The 17705-nt window shown below is 37.3% G+C and carries 16 protein-coding genes; 6 read left to right on the top strand and 10 right to left on the bottom strand.

All coding sequences use genetic code 11. The features are described 5' to 3' along the window. Positions 1-70: 70 nt before the first annotated feature. Positions 71-1084 (bottom strand): tryptophan--tRNA ligase, encoded by a 1014-nt coding sequence (gene trpS / locus ACG916_RS00975; RefSeq protein WP_004717376.1) that lies wholly within the window; start codon positions 1082-1084, stop codon positions 71-73. 196 nt (positions 1085-1280) lie between these two features. Here trpS and ACG916_RS00970 point away from each other — a divergent pair, with 196 nt between their 5' ends. The 3 genes from ACG916_RS00970 to ACG916_RS00960 all read left to right on the top strand — a co-directional run bounded on the left by ACG916_RS00970 (position 1281) and on the right by ACG916_RS00960 (position 4875). Next, positions 1281-2207 (top strand): DUF808 domain-containing protein, encoded by a 927-nt coding sequence (locus tag ACG916_RS00970; RefSeq protein ID WP_336951829.1) that lies wholly within the window; start codon positions 1281-1283, stop codon positions 2205-2207. 51 nt (positions 2208-2258) lie between these two features. Further along, the gene (ypfJ, locus tag ACG916_RS00965) at positions 2259-3149 is read left to right on the top strand and encodes a KPN_02809 family neutral zinc metallopeptidase (protein ID WP_336951828.1); all 891 of its coding nucleotides are present in this window, start codon (positions 2259-2261) and stop codon (positions 3147-3149) included. A gap of 226 nt (positions 3150-3375) precedes the next feature. Then, positions 3376-4875 (top strand): cation:proton antiporter, encoded by a 1500-nt coding sequence (locus ACG916_RS00960; RefSeq protein ID WP_419327142.1) that lies wholly within the window; start codon positions 3376-3378, stop codon positions 4873-4875. A gap of 123 nt (positions 4876-4998) precedes the next feature. Here the strand turns inward: ACG916_RS00960 and ACG916_RS00955 are convergent, their stop codons facing one another. Beyond that, positions 4999-5973 carry an alpha/beta fold hydrolase gene (locus tag ACG916_RS00955; protein ID WP_419327143.1) on the bottom strand — a complete coding sequence of 325 codons (975 nt, stop codon included), beginning with the start codon at positions 5971-5973 and terminating at the stop codon, positions 4999-5001. A 167-nt stretch (positions 5974-6140) separates the two neighbouring features. Between ACG916_RS00955 and ACG916_RS00950 the strand changes: the two genes are divergently transcribed. Then, positions 6141-6455 carry an MGMT family protein gene (locus ACG916_RS00950; RefSeq protein WP_336951825.1) on the top strand — a complete coding sequence of 105 codons (315 nt, stop codon included), beginning with the start codon at positions 6141-6143 and terminating at the stop codon, positions 6453-6455. A gap of 48 nt (positions 6456-6503) precedes the next feature. Here the strand turns inward: ACG916_RS00950 and ACG916_RS00945 are convergent, their stop codons facing one another. Continuing rightward, on the bottom strand, positions 6504-6941 hold the full coding sequence (locus tag ACG916_RS00945) for a universal stress protein (protein ID WP_336951823.1): 438 nt from the start codon (positions 6939-6941) through the stop codon (positions 6504-6506). A 1170-nt stretch (positions 6942-8111) separates the two neighbouring features. Between ACG916_RS00945 and hppD the strand changes: the two genes are divergently transcribed. Next, complete coding sequence (gene hppD / locus ACG916_RS00940; RefSeq protein WP_336951821.1) at positions 8112-9167, top strand: 4-hydroxyphenylpyruvate dioxygenase; 1056 nt, start codon at positions 8112-8114, stop codon at positions 9165-9167. A 68-nt stretch (positions 9168-9235) separates the two neighbouring features. On the opposite strand, the gene ACG916_RS00935 is transcribed toward hppD, so the two are convergent. The 4 genes from ACG916_RS00935 to fahA form a co-directional block, all read right to left on the bottom strand. Then, positions 9236-10015, bottom strand: coding sequence for an IclR family transcriptional regulator (locus ACG916_RS00935; protein WP_336951820.1), 780 nt, complete (start codon positions 10013-10015; stop codon positions 9236-9238). 484 nt (positions 10016-10499) lie between these two features. Continuing rightward, positions 10500-11048, bottom strand: coding sequence for a VOC family protein (locus tag ACG916_RS00930; protein ID WP_336951819.1), 549 nt, complete (start codon positions 11046-11048; stop codon positions 10500-10502). A gap of 18 nt (positions 11049-11066) precedes the next feature. Further along, complete coding sequence (maiA, locus tag ACG916_RS00925; RefSeq protein ID WP_419327145.1) at positions 11067-11699, bottom strand: maleylacetoacetate isomerase; 633 nt, start codon at positions 11697-11699, stop codon at positions 11067-11069. After that, entirely contained in the window at positions 11686-12993 is a 1308-nt protein-coding gene (fahA, locus tag ACG916_RS00920; RefSeq protein WP_419327146.1) for a fumarylacetoacetase, read from the bottom strand. The genes maiA and fahA overlap by 14 nt, the downstream gene beginning before the upstream one ends. 352 nt (positions 12994-13345) lie before the next feature. On the opposite strand from fahA, the gene ACG916_RS00915 reads away from it, so the two are divergent. Then, positions 13346-14734 (top strand): amino acid permease, encoded by a 1389-nt coding sequence (locus ACG916_RS00915; protein ID WP_004823234.1) that lies wholly within the window; start codon positions 13346-13348, stop codon positions 14732-14734. An 86-nt stretch (positions 14735-14820) separates the two neighbouring features. Here the strand turns inward: ACG916_RS00915 and ACG916_RS00910 are convergent, their stop codons facing one another. The 3 genes from ACG916_RS00910 to greA form a co-directional block, all read right to left on the bottom strand. Then, entirely contained in the window at positions 14821-15444 is a 624-nt protein-coding gene (locus tag ACG916_RS00910) for a CatB-related O-acetyltransferase (RefSeq protein ID WP_419327147.1), read from the bottom strand. Between the two features lie 145 nt (positions 15445-15589). After that, positions 15590-16474 (bottom strand): class I SAM-dependent methyltransferase, encoded by an 885-nt coding sequence (locus ACG916_RS00905; RefSeq protein ID WP_419330091.1) that lies wholly within the window; start codon positions 16472-16474, stop codon positions 15590-15592. A gap of 736 nt (positions 16475-17210) precedes the next feature. Beyond that, on the bottom strand, positions 17211-17687 hold the full coding sequence (gene greA / locus ACG916_RS00900) for a transcription elongation factor GreA (RefSeq protein ID WP_336951814.1): 477 nt from the start codon (positions 17685-17687) through the stop codon (positions 17211-17213). Positions 17688-17705 lie beyond the last annotated feature (18 nt).

The raw sequence follows: 17705 nt of genomic DNA, 5'->3' as shown, positions 1-17705 counted from the left end.
GTTATAAAAGATGTTGTAAAAAAAGCCACTGAATTCAGTGGCTTTTTTTTGCTTAGACAATCAGGGCATTTTAGAAATGAAATACGCCTAAACCATTTTTAATTTCATCTAAAGTATCTTGAGTGATGATACGGCATTTTTCCGTACCAGTTTTTAAGATATCCATGATGTAATCTGGATCTTTGGCAAGTTCCATACGACGTTCACGAATTGGTGTAATCAACTCTTTTAACACACCTTCAAGACGTTTTTTCACAGTACCGTCACCTAAACCACCACGACGATAATGTGCTTTAAGTTCTTCAACTTCTTCTTTATTTGGATCAAAAGCATCTAAATAGGTAAATACAATATTTCCTTCAACCTGACCAGGATCTTCAATACGCAGATGGTTTGGGTCGGTATACATTGCATTGACTGCTTTTTTGATGTCTTTATCGGTTGCATCTAATACAATGGTATTGCCCAATGATTTCGACATTTTTGCTTTACCATCGAAGCCAGGTAAACGGCTCATGTTAGATAAAAGCGCTTTACACTCTGGTAAAACCTCTTGTCCAATTTGACGGTTTAAACGCCGAACAATTTCATTGGTCTGTTCGATCATTGGAATTTGGTCTTCGCCAACTGGCACGACAGTGGCTTTAAATGCAGTAATATCGGCAGCTTGTGCAACAGGGTAGCAAAGAAAACCAGCTGGAATGTCACGCTCAAAACCACGTAATTGAATTTCAGCTTTGATGGTTGGGTTACGTTCTAAACGTGAAACCGTCACAAAGTTTAAATACAACATGGTGAGTTCATTCAACGCGGGTAAACAAGATTGAACACAGATTGTAGTTTTTGTTGGGTCAATGCCGACTGCTAAATAGTCTGTTGCTACTTCAAGAATATTACGACGAACTTTTTCAAAGTTATCCGCATTATCTGTTAAAGCTTGAGCATCTGCGAGAAGGAGGTGTTGATGATGAGAATCTTGTAAGCCTACTCGTGAGCGCAAAGAACCTACAAAATGTCCCAAATGTAGTTGTCCAGTAGGACGGTCGCCTGTCAAAATCACAGGACGATTATCTTGATTCGTCATTATCGCTTCCAAAGTCTTTATATAGACAGTCGTGTTTTATGAATGGGCACTATTGTACGAGATAATTTATTTTAATGTCAGCGAAAAATGGTGTAGAACCAATTTTTATCAATAAATGTGAAAATCTACAAAATTTTATATAGAAAAATGAATTTTCACTTTAAAATGACAGGATAACTAAAATTTTGGATAAAAAATGGCAAGTAGTCTATTAATATTATTAGATGATATCGCAGCGGTACTCGATGATGTTGCAGTCATGAGTAAAATGGCGGCTAAAAAAACTGCGGGTGTTTTAGGTGATGATTTAGCACTGAACGCACAACAAGTGAGTGGTGTAAGAGCAGAGCGTGAACTTCCTGTGGTTTGGGGTGTCGCGAAAGGCTCATTTATCAATAAATTAATTTTAGTACCTTTGGCTTTGTTGATCAGTGTAGTTGCACCATGGTTGATTAACCCATTGTTGATGATTGGTGGTCTGTTTCTTTGCTATGAAGGTGTTGAAAAAGTTCTACATAGTTTGCAGCATAAAAAAGCCAAAACAGGTGAAGCTGCGCAAGAGGAATTTGAACAAATTGAAACTGATTTAGCCACATTTGAAAAAGATAAAATTAAAGGCGCAATACGTACAGACTTTATTCTCTCTGCTGAAATTGTGGTGATTTCTTTAGGCACTGTTGCGGCTGCAACATTTGGTACCAAAGTGATGGTGCTATCTGTCATCGCAATTTTAATGACCGTCGGTGTCTATGGCTTTGTCGCCATGATTGTAAAGATTGATGATTTAGGTTTGTATTTAACCCAACAAACATCAAATGTTAAACAAAGCATTGGCCGTGGTTTACTGGTATTTGCACCAAAGTTAATGAAGACTTTAACAATTGTTGGAACCATTGCAATGTTCCTTGTCGGTGGGGGGATCATCACCCATGCTGTTTCAACTTTGCATCATTGGTCAGAAGAAGCCGTTGATCATATTCAACATATTCCAACCGTTGGTAGTGTTATTGGTGCATTAACACCAACGTTAATCAATTTACTGATTGGTATCGTAGCCGGCTTAGCTGTGGTATTGGTTGTTGGACTTATTCAAAAAGTTCGTGGTAAATCAACTACTGCATAAATGCAAAGCACATTCTAAATGATAGCCAATATAAAATAAAAGGACCGATCTATGCGTTGGAAAGGACGTAGAGAAAGTGATAATGTCGAAGATCGCCGTGGTGGTGGTGGCGTAAAAGCGGGTGGGATTAGTATACTAGGCTTAATCGTCGCTTTTGTTGCATGGAAATTCTTTGGTGTTGACCCACAGCAAGCCTATCAAGCGACTAAACAGGTGACTTCGGCTGGTGTAAGTCAAAATTCTGCACCGACGAATTTAACCCCTGAACAGCAGGAAACCTCATCTTTTGTTAAAACGGTTTTGGCAGATACCGAAGATACCTGGAAGCCAATTTTCCAACAACAAGGTGTACAGTATGTTTCACCTAAGCTGGTGATGTTTAGTGGTGCGATACAATCGGGTTGTGGTACGGCTGAATCTGCGATGGGGCCATTTTATTGCCCAGCAGACCAAAAGGTGTATATCGATACCCAGTTCTTTAAAGATATGCGCCAGCAGATGGGTATTTCTGGTGAAAAAAATCAATCTGAGCTTTCAGCTAAAGATGAAGCAGGTGATTTTGCTCAAGCCTATGTGATCGCGCATGAAGTGGGGCACCATGTACAGAATTTATTGGGAATATCATCTCAGGTTCAGCAAGCACGCCAGCGTGCCAGTGAAACTCAGGGCAATCAACTATCAGTTCGTCTAGAATTACAAGCAGACTGTTTAGCTGGGGTCTGGGCCAATCGTACTCAACAACGGACTCAGTTCTTAGAACAGGGTGATATTGAAGAAGCGATGGATGCAGCTGAAAAAATTGGCGATGATTACTTGCAGAAAAAAGCACGGGGTTATGTTGTTCCAGACAGCTTTACCCATGGTACCAGCCAGCAACGTATGCAATGGTTTAATATTGGTATGAATTCTGGTGATATCAATGCATGTGATACCTTTAAATAGATAGCTACTCAGTATTGCGTTAAAAAAGGGAACATCATGTTCTCTTTTTTTCTGAATCAATTTTTTCAAGCATTTTTTATGTTAAAAAATATAACCAGTAATCATCATATTTCAGTTTTTTTTGTACAATTATCCAGATTGTTAAATGGTCTCTTATTTTATATTTTATAAAAAAATGATTGAGTGTTTGATGTGCATTTAAATTAAAAATCTAAACAGGTTTCTGATGGGTAACTATTTCTTTCTTCAGGTCTTTACAGTCATTTTTGCGCTTTCTATCGCGACTACAATTTTTAATAAGCGAATATTAGGTTTCCCTCAAGCCATCGGTGTTCCCATTGTCTCTGCAATTTTTGTCTTTATTTTGCAATGGGGCGCCAGTTTACTTAATGGCAATCAATTTATCTCTATTAATATCCATAATATCGAAGAAGCTGTAAAGCATGTCGATTTTTATGATTTTTTAGTCAATGGCGTTATTTGTTTCATTCTGACATCTTCAGCGCTTAAATTTAAAGTTTCAGATTTAAAAGTTTATTGGAAGCCGATTAGTATATTGGCAACGATTGCCTTACTGCTCTGTGCTGTATTTTTTGCAGGATTGGTCTTTGGCTTTCAGTTTTTGATTGGTAATCCAGTCCCAATTTTAGTTTTATTATTACTGGGTTCAGCATTAGGTGCAACAGATCCGATTGGGATCAAAGGTGTTCTCAGTTCAGTACGAGCGCCACATCATCTCATTGTTAAATTGGAAGGTGAATCCTTATTTAATGATGCGATGTGTATCGCGGTCTTCATGACTTTATTAAATGTCCTTGAAGGTGAGCATTTTAGTTTAGTTGCAACATTACAAACATTCTTATATGAAATTGTGGTTGCGGTCATCATTGGTTGGGCTTTTGGTTTAGGAATCTTGCGTTTATTGCGTGGCAAGCATGAGATGGAATCATTGATTCTCACAACTGCGTTATTGGCATGTGGCTCTTATCTTGTTGCATTATTTGCTCATGCATCGGCACCAATTGCTTGTGTAATTGGGGGCTTAATCGTAGGTAATAAGTGGAAAGAAATTTTACAGGATCGTGAGATTCGAGAGGTTAATCATTTTTGGCATACAGTAGAAGGGATTATTAATTCTTTTCTCTTCACACTGATTGGTCTAGAAATCTTTATTTTAGACTTAAGCACAAGTCTGATTCTTGGCGGTATTTTTGCATTCTTTGCATTGCATCTTTCTCGTTTTGCTGCAAATTTCTTAGCTTTTGCATTTTTCCCATCATTTCGCAAAAAGAGTTATAACGGTAGTCTAGCTATTCTTTCGTGGGGAGGGGTTCGTGGAGGAATTTCCCTTGCATTGATCCTTGCTGTGGCAAACGTCCCTGAGCTACGTGATTACAGTAGTATTTTAATTGGTTATACCTTCATTAGTGTATTACTTTCAGGTGTGGTCTGTGGGCTGGGTTTACCAGCAGTCATGAATGCATTTTATTACAACCCAAATGAAGAAACACAAGGTTTTAAAGGTTGGTATCAGCGCATGTGCAATAAAATGAATCGTAAAGGTATCAAATATATTGTGGGGGAAGATAACGAAGGACATGAAACCATTACCATTTATAATCCTGAAGCGCTTGTTGACAAGAAAGCTGCAGATGGTGTGGCATCGGTACATCATCCTGAAAAAGCCCAGGAAATGAAGCGATTGGAACATCCTGGTAACTTTTAAACATAGCGCATTAAGCTAAATGAATAGTTAAGATATAAAACTGAGCGACTAAAAATTAAATATTTTTAAAGGTTTAGCGCCATAAAAAAGCCAGTAACAATACTGGCTTTTTTATTAGAGCTGTTATTTTGCGTTTTTGGCTAAGAAATCGAGGTAAGGTTTCACCAAAAGTTGCTCTTGTTCTAAAATCGGTAAATGCCCGACTCCTTTGAGAATTATCGGCTCTTGTGCATTTTTCAATAAGCCTTTGAGTTCAGCCGCAGCTTCAACATTGATAATTTGATCTTTGTCTCCCCATGCAATCAATACGGGTTGGTCAATAGAGCGTGCTGCAATTGCAAATGAATCTGGGGTAAATAATTTAGACATGACAATCAGTTGTTCAACCAATTTGGTTGTGTTTGCAGATTGGCTGATCATCAATTTTTCTTGGGCATCTTTTAATTCTTTAGGAATAAAAGGAGGCATGCTGGTTGCGATTTTCATTAAACGATCAAAATCGCCTGGTTTACTGACAATCATGTTGCGTAAAGTTGTTGGATCTTTTAAATAAGGCGTATTGGCTGATTTAAACACACCCGCACTATCAATCAGAAATAATGATTTAGTATCGACAGGATATTGTGCTGCGTAAAGTAATGAAATAGATCCCCCCATAGAGTGACCTGCGACGTTTAAGCCATTGTCTACTTTAATAGCTTCGGCAAAACGACGTAATTTTTCAGTTAGATTAGGCAATGAATAATCAAAATCATTTGGTACCTTACTGTCACCTTGACCTGGAAGATCAGGAATTATTACATGGTAATAAGGGGTTAAATAGCGTGCAACACGATTCCAGTTGTCACGACTTCCTGCAAGTCCATGAACTAACATGATCGTCGGTTTACCTGCTGGCCCACCTTCACTATATGCCCAGTCAATATCACCTACTTTTACACGTTTGGTTTCCATGCCAGCCCACGCTCGTTCTTGTTGCAGCACACTTTGGATGTCAATTGCTGGAGCAGCATAGCTTGTAGTTGATAAACCAACTGTTACCACAGAACCCATTGCCAATGCCGTTGATAAAATCAGTTTGTTGAAGATTCCTTTCATCTTTGAATACTCTTGTTGTTGTATTTGATGTACGATTTAAGATTAGTTTATGTACAGTCAAATTACATTTGCCTAAAAATGTTTAAAGCTTATTTTCAAAGTCAATTTAATGTTATTTGCCAAGACGATTATGAATACTATTTTTTATTACTTGATTGATCTGAAAAATGTCAAATCATGAGCTCGCTCAGATGATCTTAAGTGTCATCATTCAAATCCCCAAAGGCAAAGTAGCCAGTTATGGTCAAGTGGCTAAATTTGCAGGCTTACCTAAACATGCACGATTGGTTGGGCGTGTCTTAGGACAATTACCTGAAGATCATAATATCCCTTGGTATCGAGTGGTCAATTCACAAGGTCGAATCAGCTTAAAAAAACTGGACGAAAAAGGTATGTGTATTCAGACGATAAAGCTGTTGGCAGAAGATGTGGTTGTTATTGATGGCAAAATAAATTTAAAAAAATATCAATGGATACCATAATTCCTCACTTTCAGATGTAGTGAGGAATCATAAAAGGAATGACAAAAATTATTTAATCACTAAGACTGGGATTTGCAATTCAGTTAATAAACTTTGCGCCACACTGCCCATAATAATTTTTTTTAGCCCCGTACGACCATGTGAGCTGAGAATGACCAAATCAACTTTTAAATCATGTACAGCTTGATTTAAAGTATGCGCAATGTTTTCGCCTTCGAGTAACCGTGTTTCAACTTGAACGCCTTCTGCAGCAAATTGATCTTTAGCTACATTGATATTTGCTTGAATAAATTCACGAGCCCGTTCAATCAGCATATTGCTTTGACCATTTGCCAAATATTCTGATGCAATATAAGGGTCTAAAGTCATCACTTGCACAACCGTGATTTTACTGTTAAATGCTTTTGCAAACTCAACTGCATGTTTCACAACAGATAATGAAGTTTCTGAACCATCAACTGGAACGAGGATATTTTGATAAGCCATGTCTATTTTCCTTATTTTACCGAAAAGCTGAGATGATTATTTATTACAATTCTAAGTTTATAGAACCATCATAACGTGAATATGAGATGAATAAAACCGAGTAAATGTGTATGGATAATTCATATAAATATCATAAATTTAATTAAAAGCATTGGCATCAAGTTACATCGTTTTATTGCTTTTAAATGCAACTAAATAAAAGATAAATCAATCAATAAAATAAAGATCGAGATGCAATCTAGCACGATCAAAGTAAAGCTTTAAATGGTTTAATAAAAGACATACACAATTGAGAAAATATAGAGGCTGAATGAAACAATTGGCAAATTGTAAATCCATTTCTTCCTTTAAAATATTTTAAATATAAATACTGAACAGAATAGAACATTACAATTTAAATCATGGATTAAAAGGAAAAGACAATGGAATATCAAACAATTATCGTCGAAGAAAAAACGAAGCTGGATATTTGAGCTTAAATTAGCCTGAACGCTTTAATAGTTTTACAGCGCAAATCTGCCTTGAAATTGTATAGGCTTTAACATAATTGAAAGATGATACTGGAAGCCGCATTATTGTGATTGCTGCGATTGGAATAGCTTTGCGAGTCTGTATGCAAAATGATTTTACCAGCCAAGTTAAAGTTGAGCAGGATTTGCAAAGATAGGCGGGGTAGTCAGCAGATTTTTTTAAAGGTGTTCACGTTTTTTAATGAAAGATAAGCTAAATTTAAAGTACGATAAATGATGTTTATCCTTAAGATTCAAACGATCAAGACATTAAAATGAATGATGTGCTCTGGATTATTCTTTTTCCAAAAAACAGGCAATTGCGGATCAAATCAAAGCAATTCCACAGGTTAAAATGGATACTTAAACAGGTCAGTTCAAGCACATTTTGCACAAAAATAGTATGCTCGACTTTATTAAAATAAGAAATAAAATTACATATAACATAATTTGATTATGTATTGCATAAATCAAAGCTTTCTTGTAGGATAAATTTAGTGTTAAACGTCACTGTAAATGCAGCTTAAACTTAGAGCTTTACGTGGACTAAATTATGGAAAGGAAGAGTTCAAATCAGAATATTTTGTCGATTGACCTAAATACCTGTGATCTTTTCTCGGCATTAAAAAACGGATGAATTTATTCAAATAAGGGAAACTAGATGGATATTTTAGATAACCCATTAGAACTATGTGGCTTTGCTTTTATTGAGTTTGTTTCGACGGAAAATGGATTAGATCAAATCTTTGAAGCAATTGGTTTTGCTAAAGTCGCAAAGCATAAATCAAAAAAAGTTTATTTATGGCGTCAGGGTAATATCAATATTATTTTGAATTATCAACCTGAATCTTATGCATCATTCTTCTTTAAAGAACATGGCCCATCAGCATGTGCAATGGGGTTTAGAACACGTGATGCAGCCAAAGCTTTTAAAAATGCAATTGAACTTGGCGCAGAGCCAATGTATTCGCAAGCAGGACCAATGGAATTAAATATCCCCGCGATTAAAGGCATAGGCGGTATGCCAATTTTCTTGGTCGATCGTGATATTTATGAAAATGATTTTGTATTCTTTGATGACGAAAATCGCAACCCACGTGGTGCTGGTTTAAATGAAATTGATCATTTAACCCATAATGTCTATAAAGGGCGTATGGATTATTGGGCAAATTTCTATGAAAAAATCTTTAACTTCCAAGAAATTCGTTACTTTGATATTAAAGGTGAATACACGGGTTTAACCTCTAAGGCGCTGACTGCACCTGATGGGATGATTCGTATTCCTTTGAATGAAGACTCAGACAAAGGCAATGGGCAAATCGCCGAGTTTTTGGCTGACTTTAATGGTGAAGGAATTCAACATATTGCTTTTATTACCGATGACTTAATTTCCACATGGGATAAGTTAAAAGGTTTAGGGCTGAAATTTATGACGGCGCCTCCTGAAACTTATTATGAAATGTTAAAAGATCGTTTACCTGATCATGGTGAACCGACAGAAGAACTGCAAAAGCGTGGTATTCTGTTAGATGGCAATACCAAAGAAGGTCAGAAGAAACTATTATTACAGATTTTTTCTGAAAATATGCTTGGTCCTGTGTTCTTTGAGTTTATCCAGCGTAAAGATGACGATGGTTTCGGTGAAGGCAACTTCAAGGCATTGTTTGAATCAATCGAACGTGACCAAATCCGCCGTGGTGTGTTAGAAGCCAAATAACAAAATCGTATTGAAAGTGAAAAGCCAAGAATTAAATTCTTGGCTTTTCACGATCTTTCGCTAAAAACTTAACGTGTTTGTATGTATTGATTTATCGTAGCAACTTCACGTTTAAATAGTTCAAGTTTTTCACTGCCCGCGTTGACTGGTAAAAACATTTCACTGTCTAATGCAACAATGCAAAACTCCATTGCAAGATGCGCATTGAAAATAGGTAAACCCACAGCATTGATGCCAACAAGTAAGTCTCCTTGAGCAATCGCCATACCTTGTTGTAAAGTATTTTCTTTTAAAACAAGAAATTCATCCCAATTGTTTGGTTTAATTTGAATATGATTGAGTGCTACTTTTTCCCATTCTGAGTGCATTAATGGTTTAATTACTGCTTCAGGCAAATATGAGGCAAAAACCCGCCCAGCAGCCGAATTGACTAAGGGCATGATCGAACCTACTTTGGTCACAATGGAAATTGGATGATTTGATTCAATCGACTGTACAACTAAAGGGCCTTTAGGTGACCATTTGCTGATTTGAATACCACAACCAATTTTACTTTGTAGTTCATAAATAAGATGCTGAACAAGTTGTAAAACATCTGTGTGCTGTATACAGTTTAAGCCCAATCGCCAAGCTTGATCCCCTAGCGCATACTGACCATCTTCAAGTTGTTTTGCATAATTCATGCGAATCAGACTAACAAGGTAACGATGTACCTTAGCTGGATGCATATCAAGTTTACTGGACAGCTCTTTTAAAATAATCGGCTTGTTATGCTCCAAAAGGGCATTGAGAACGGCTAAGCCCACCTCAAGTGATTGAACCCCACCAGACAACTTTTCTTCAATCATTGAATAACCCTTAATCTGCATACGATTTAGCAGTGTTCATTTGCTCTCGATATTTGATTTACATATTTAACACATAGTGCCTGAGCATTGTACAAAATAGAAATCATCTTTTTAAATGATTTAAATAGGCGAATGCTATAAGCATACAATTGTTTTTCGAGGTGTTACATATTATTTGTTAAACAACAGTACATCATCAAAAGATCTAGACCATTAAAGTTCAGCCGATAAAAATCGGTATTGGAGTTACAACGCTTCAATACCGATGAGTTCTAGCATTGTCCAACAGCAATATTTTAAATACTGATTGCTGTTGTTAGTTGAAGCTTATATAAGCTTCAGCAAAACGAGCATTGTGTACCATTAAAGCTGCTTATTATGATATTCAACTAGATATAGGATACCAAATCATGAATTATTCGATTAATAAACTTAGTAAATACCAAGTCGGCTTTGGCACCTAGACATATTCAATTGAGTATGATTATGCTCCCAACTCGTCTTCATGCAAAAAATGAGTATGCTGAGGTGCGCGTTTGGTACGACTCCACTCATCCAGCATTTCTAATTTCATTTCTTCGGTAATTCGTGCAATTTTTGCATCTGCATGCACATCGTTATAGGTTAGTTCTAAACGATGACCATTGGGATCAAAGAAATAAATCGAGTGGAAAATGCCATGGTTGGTGATGCCAAGAACTTTAACGCCATGTGCTTCGAGATGCTCTTTTGCAATCAGTAGAGTATTCAGGTCTTCAACTTCAAATGCGATGTGTTGAACCCATTGAGGGGTATTTTCGTCACGCCCCATATCTGGTTGAGTAGGCAGCTCAAAAAATGCCAATACATTTCCTTGCCCAGCATCTAAGAACAAATGCATATACGGATCAAAGGCTTTGGTCGAAGGCACATGGTCTTCAGCAAAGGCCAAAATAAAATCCATATTGAGCATTTTTTTATACCATTCCACGGTTTCTTTGGCATCTTTACAACGATAAGCCACATGGTGAATTTTTTTAATCGCAAAGCTCATGATAAAACTCCTTTATCTTTATTCCCAATCAGGTTGTTGTTCTGGAGCAGCATTGAAGAAGGCTGGAAGGGTTAAACAGTGTTGACTAATCGACTCAATCTTTGCAAAAGTGCTTAAATTAATTTTAAAGCGTTTGGCGTTATAGACTTGAGGAATCAAACAACAGTCTGCAAATGTCGGTTGTGTACCAAAACAGAATTTCCCATTTGAATCTTGTAGTTGGGCTTCTAAGCTGTTAAAACCCTCTACGATCCAGTGTTGGTACCAGTGTTTTTTTTGCTCGTCACTGAGAGCAAGATCATCTTGTAAATACTTTAAGACTCTTAAATTATTTAACGGATGAATATCGCAGGCGATCGCTTGTGCAAAAGCACGTACTTTACTTCGCGTGACGATATTTTCAGGCAATAATGAAATTGCTGGATAACGTTCTTCAAGATATTCCAAGATACTGAGTGACTGTAAAAAGCTTTGATCTTCATCCACTAAAGTTGGAACACATTGGCTTGGATTAACGGCTCGGTAAAGCTCTAGTAGTTGCTCATTCTTGACCAAATGCACGGGTTGTATTTCATAACTCAGTTGTTTGAGATTCAGTGCAATCCGAACCCGATAAGCCGCAGAGCTACGAAAATAACTATACAGTTTCATAGCTCAAGTCTTCTGTTTGATGGAAGCTAAACTGGCGCGCTGGCAAAATGCGATTGGCAACCTCACCAAAGCCCACACGGATCCCTGCTTTTTCACAGTAGCCTTTCATCACGACACGGTCACCATCTTGCAAGAAACCACGTTTTTCTCCATTCGAGAGAGTTAGCGGTTTGGTGGTATTCCATGTCAGTTCAAGTAAGCTACCATAAGCATCTTCTGTAGGACCTGAAATTGTGCCTGAACCCATCAAGTCACCGACTTGGACATTACAACCTGCAACTGTGTGGTGGGTGAGTTGCTGTGCCATAGACCAATACATATATTTAAAGTTGGTTTGGCAAATCACATCAGCTTGTGTTGATAGAGGGCTTTGAACTTCAATACTGAGGTGAATATCATAGCTGTTGGCAATATTTTCTTCTAAATAGCAAAGTGGTTTAGGTTGTTGTTCTGGACCTTTGACTTTAAACGGTTCCAGTGCTTGCATGGTCACCACCCAAGGTGAAATTGCACTTGCAAAAGTCTTGGCGTTAAACGGGCCTAATGGTACGTATTCCCATTGTTGAATATCACGTGCCGACCAGTCATTGAGCAAAACCATACCAAAAATATGATCCCAAGCATCTGCAATCACGATAGGCTCACCCAATTCAGTCGCTTTGCCAACGATAAAGGCAGTTTCTAATTCAAAATCGAGTTTACGTGTTGCAGAGAAAACAGGGCGTTCTTGATCAGGTAATTTGATTTGCCCAGAAGGTCGAACAATATCTTTGCCACTGACAATCACAGAGCTGGCACGACCATTATATCCCACAGGAAGTTCGCTCCAGTTTGGAAGCAATGCATTCTTAGGATCTCTAAACATGGTTCCGACATTGGTGGCATGTTCTTTGGACGAGTAGAAATCTGTATAGCCAGAGACTTGAATAGGTAAGTGCAAAGTGACTGTATTTTGCTTAAATAATGCGTTTTGGCGTAAAACCACATCATCACGAAGTGTTGGATTTTCAGCAGAGAGTAGACTTTGTAATGTAGTACGAACCTTTTGCCAGTTGTGTTTACCCGTTTCTATAAATTTATTCAGTGTCGCTTGATTAAAACAATCTTGATGTCCATTGATCGCTAATAGTCCATGTGCCTCTAAGTGGGCAAGGTCTATGACCCAATCTCCAATGGCAACACCCACTCGTTTTGTGCCTTGGGGTGTTTCACTAAAAATACCGTAGGGCAAATTATGTATGGTGAAATCTGATTGTGAGTCAATTTCAAGAAAACAAGTTAAATGTGAGCTCATGATTTGCTTTCCTTGTCTTTAATTTTGTTAGAGAAGATCAAAATCTTTGATATTTTTCTTAAGTATTTGAAAAACAAATGAATATAGATTTATTTAAATGCCTTATTCAAATGACTCAAGCAAGCTGTCAGTGTCTTATGATTTCTATCATACTGAAAATATTTAATTACGCAATACATAATTTAATTACATAATTCATAATAATTGTTATTTGTTGAATTTTCTGCTTATATGCGCGGTTATGAGAAAAGTAAATCAATTATTTTTCGATTAGATATAGGCATTTTTGATTAACTTATGATATACGTAATTTTGAATACAAAAATTACGAGACAGGGATGAGAATAATCATATGTCAAAACATGAGCAAGGAAACCTGAAACATGGTTTAAGCAATCGGCACATCCAGCTTATCGCGCTAGGTGGTGCAATTGGTACAGGATTGTTTCTGGGTATCTCGCAATCGATTAAGCTTGCAGGTCCTTCAGTCATACTCGGTTATGCGATTGCTGGATTTATTGCGTTTTTAATGATGCGACAGTTAGGTGAAATGGTGGTGCAAGAACCAGTCAGTGGTTCATTTAGTCACTTTGCATACAAATACTGGGGCTCATTTGCAGGTTTTATGTCTGGCTGGAATTATTGGGTACTCAATGTTTTGGTCTGTATGGCAGAGCTGAGCGCAATTGGTCTTTATATTCAATATTGGTGGCCTGAAATCCCAACTTGGATTTCAGCATTGGTGTTTTTTGTTTTAATCAACGGTATCAACTTATTGCATGTAAAATTTTTTGGTGAAATGGAATTTTGGTTCTCTATCGTCAAAATTTTGGCAATTCTAGCCATGATCGGCTTTGGTTCCTATCTACTTGCAACAGGTACAGCAGGGCCACAGGCAAGCATTAGTAACCTTTGGGCATTGGGTGGGTTTTTCCCATTTGGTGTGGAAGGTTTAGTCATGGCAATGGCTGTGATTATTTTTGCCTTTGGTGGGATTGAGCTATTTGGTATTACTGCAGCAGAAGCGCGTGATCCTGATAAAACTCTGCCTAAAGCAGTCAATCAAATTATTTATCGTATTTTGATTTTCTATATTGCAACACTGTTTATCTTATTTGCACTTTTTCCATGGAACCAAATGGCAGAAGGTGGTAGCCCATTTGTAATGGTATTTGCTTCACTGGATAGTCATGGTGTTGCGACCTTACTGAATTTTGTCATTCTTACCGCAGCTGTTTCGGTGTATAACGGGACCAGTTATTGTAGTAGTCGAATGTTACTTGGTTTAGCACAACAGGGTAATGCACCGAAGTTCCTTAAGCATATTAATAAGCGTGGTATTCCAACCAATGCGGTTTATGTTTCAGCTTTTGTTACGGTTTTATGTGTACTACTCAATTATGCATTTCCAGAAAAAGCATTTGGTTTATTGATGATGTTAGTGGTTGCTGCAATTGTGATTAACTGGGTGGTTATTTCATGGACGCATTTAAAGTTCCGTAAAGCCATGCAAACACAAGGGCAGACCACCAAGTTTCCAAGTATTGCTTATCCATTCAGTAATTATCTTTGCATTATCTTTATGTTGGGTATTCTGGTGGTAATGTCATTCACCGAGAATATGCGTATTGCGGTAATGATGATTCCAGCATGGATTCTTTGTTTGATGCTTGCTTATTATCTGAAACAACGAAAGTTAAAAAATGCACAGCAAAATGTTGTGTTAAATTCTGATGTGTAGCAAAAGATTTTAATCTTTGCAAAAGGGCTAAATTGATATTTAGCCCTTTTTGCTTTTTGTGTGATTATTAACCTATACCGAGGGTATTATTCTGCTGCTTTTAAAAAATCAATCAATTGATTGATATCATCGCTTTGTAATTGTTCACGAATTTTTAAAACCTGCTTCTCATCTAAATCATACAATTTAACTGACTGTAATTTTTCAATCTGATCCTGAGAAAACCGATATTTAATGAGTTTTGCCGGTACACCACCGACAATTGCATACGCTGGCACGTCTTGAGTGACGACTGCACCTGTAGCAACGATGGCACCTTCACCTAGCGTTACCCCTTGCATAATCATGGCACGACTGCCAATCCAACAACCATCGCCAATCACTGTATCCCCAGCGGGTAAAAAGCTACGGGTATCAAAAGGAAATGTAGAGATCCAGTCAGAGCGATGTAATTGATTGCCACCCATCATGACCACACATTCAGCCCCAAAACAAACAAAGTTACCAATATATAATTGGTCAATTGGTTTCTCTACAGTTGACGGCTTATCATGCAAATAACGCACCACGCAACGTTCAAATCCCTGATCCCAATATGCCGAATAATAAGAATAATTTCCTTTAATATGAATATTGGGATTTTTCACAGTTTTAGAAATAAACTCAAATTCGCACCAGTGTTTTACGGGGGAGTGAATAGCGTCAGTCATGGGAGTACAAAAGCTTAAGTGCAAGGGCTAGAGCGCGCATTGTAACCTTAGATTGAACTTAGATCTTGATCAGCAATTAAAAAATATTCAGTGTATTGGGTTTAAACATCAATTCTTCAGCTATTCCTTGGCTGGTATTCAAGTATTAACCTATTTTTAAATGGATCAAATGCGTGGCATGGGTATGACGAATATGATCAGCACGATGGTTAAAGTAACGATGGGTAATGTCTTTACCTGATAAATCTTCAACCACCTGATAACCCATCATTTCAACTGCATGATGCAATGCTTGCGAAGCAAACGCACCAATCAAAGGCTCTTTTAAGAAACGGATAAACTGTGACACTGCGAAGCTACCCAAACGCTCAATACCTTGTAAGACTTTATAATCAATCGAATAATCCATCACAACTTGGCTATTTTTGCCAGTAAAGGATGCAATGTTGTGTAAGGTTGCTAGGGTTGCTTGTGGGGTTAAATAATGGGTTGTGCCCAGCCATGAAAAAAATGCGGCTTGGGTGTTTTGAAATCCACTACGCGCCAAAGCATCAGACAGTTTTTCTTTTTCAAAATCAATGCCAACAAATTCCACATTGCTTGGGAGCTCACCTGTATTACTAAGCTTTTTTAATTTTTCTAATTTGGTTCTTTGTGTATCAGGATGATCAATTTCAAATATTTTGAGTTGGGGGTATTGCTGGGCCAAGCGTAATACAAAAGAGTCTAGACCAGCGCCAACCAATACATATTGTTGAATATGATCATGTTCAATCGCTTGTTTTAAAAGATCTTCTGTATAGCGAGAACGTCCAACCACTTGGCCTGTCAATTTACCAAAAGTTTGATTCATTAAATTGGAGTTTAACGCTTTACGTAGAAGAGCATTATTTAAAAGTAAACGCCATTGTGAATTGGTCATTTCAAATGCATAAGGGTCAGAGAATACTGGATCGTTGGCATTTAAATGATGATTGGCTCTAATTGCTGCCGCTGCTTCAGCAGTTTTACTTGCTCGTCCTGCTTTCATTCTCGTTCTCAATGAATTTTAATTTTTCCTCAATGTAATGCATCGAAAATATTTAACAATGGCAATTTACTTAGAGCGGTTGGTGATAAATGCTAGTTTTCTTTGAGTTCGTATGGCGGATGCATCATATTTTGCTTGGAGCAAGATTTGAGAAATGTATGGATGATGTTTGATATTTATTAAATAGATACGTGATCAGTGTTAATTTCTATGTGAATGCAGGATTGTTCTGATGTGAATGTTTTTAAACTTTTTATCTATATAGCTAAACCTTCTAATTGTATATATAAATGATTTGCATCCTGTCATTGATCATCAATGAAGCTTATGTTTTTGTATGAACTTGAAAATTTTCGGCTATGAATAAGTTTTTGTATTTTTGAATTCTAGATGATTATCCTACTGTGGGGCGACATGGATGTTGCCCTTGATGTTTGGGAATGCAGGGGTACAGGATGTACCCTTTGCCTAAACAAAGCTATTTAGACTTTAAATGTAATGTGTGGCATTGCAAGCTTTTTATAATTGAATAATTTATTTCTACATTTTTTTGATTTTATTAAGAATATTAATTATTGAAATTGTATTTTTGTGTCTTAGGCTTTGACAAAAATATTTTGAGTCGTTTTGTCTTAGTCAATAACTGATGGTTGAATATAAAAGCGATTAGTTTTTTGTTATTCATTTTATATTTTTAGCTCAATAAAAAGGGCTGAATCATCAGCCCTAGTATGTGTTAAATATATTCAACACTCACCACTTCATATTCCACTTCACCTTGTGGTGTAGTGATTTTAGCTTCGTCACCTTCATTCTTGCCAAGAAGACCACGCGCAATAGGCGAGTTCACTGAGATCTTATTGATCTTAAAGTCAGCTTCATCATCACCTACAATCTTATAGGTTTTCTTTTCTTCAGTATCCAAATTCTCAATGGTTACCGTCACACCAAAAACCACACGACCAGTTTGCTCAAGTTCCTTAACATCAATAACTTGGCAAGCACCAAGTTTACCTTCGATGTCTTGAATACGACCTTCACAAAAACCTTGTTGCTCGCGCGCTGCATGGTATTCTGCGTTTTCTTTTAAATCCCCATGTTCACGTGCTTCTGCAATTGCTGCAATAATACGTGGACGATCAACAGATTTGAGCTGTTGCAATTCTTTCTCTAAGGCTACCTTGCCTTCAGGAGTCATAGGATAACGTTGCATTGTTGTCCCTCAGTTCAG

The organism is Acinetobacter legionensis (genome assembly GCF_048552295.1).
Lineage (GTDB): Bacteria > Pseudomonadota > Gammaproteobacteria > Pseudomonadales > Moraxellaceae > Acinetobacter.
This window is presented reverse-complemented; position numbering and strand designations above follow the sequence as displayed.